Below are 352 nucleotides of genomic sequence, written 5' to 3' on the forward strand. Positions count from 1 at the left end.
GCGAAGGCGCCGAGGCGCAGCTTGAAGGCGCACTGCGCTTTTTCCTCTCGCCGAAAAGCGCGTTCATCTCCGGGCAGGTGCTGCGTCTGCAGGCCTGTGCTGTGCAGGTCGCGGACTGGAGCCGCCCGCTGGCCGGACGCCGGGCACTGGTCACGGGCGCGGCACGCGGCATCGGCGCCTCGATCGCCGAGACCCTGGCCCGCGATGGCGCCGAACTGGTGCTGCTCGATGTGCCTGGCGCGCAAAAAGACCTCGACGCCCTGGCCGCACGCCTAGGCGCCCGCACCCTGGCGCTGGACATCTGCGCCACCGATGCCGCCCGGCAACTGCTCGACGCCCTGCCAGAGGGCAT

The 352-nt window shown here is 71.6% G+C and carries 1 protein-coding gene; it reads left to right on the forward strand.

Annotated features, from left to right (window positions below; all coding sequences use genetic code 11):
* Positions 1 to 352 (forward strand): SDR family oxidoreductase (locus tag RT028_RS14620; RefSeq protein WP_312935844.1); only part of this gene is annotated, 352 nt, incomplete at both ends.

Origin of the sequence: Pseudomonas sp., from assembly GCF_032058845.1 — a bacterium.
Lineage (GTDB): Bacteria > Pseudomonadota > Gammaproteobacteria > Pseudomonadales > Pseudomonadaceae > Aquipseudomonas.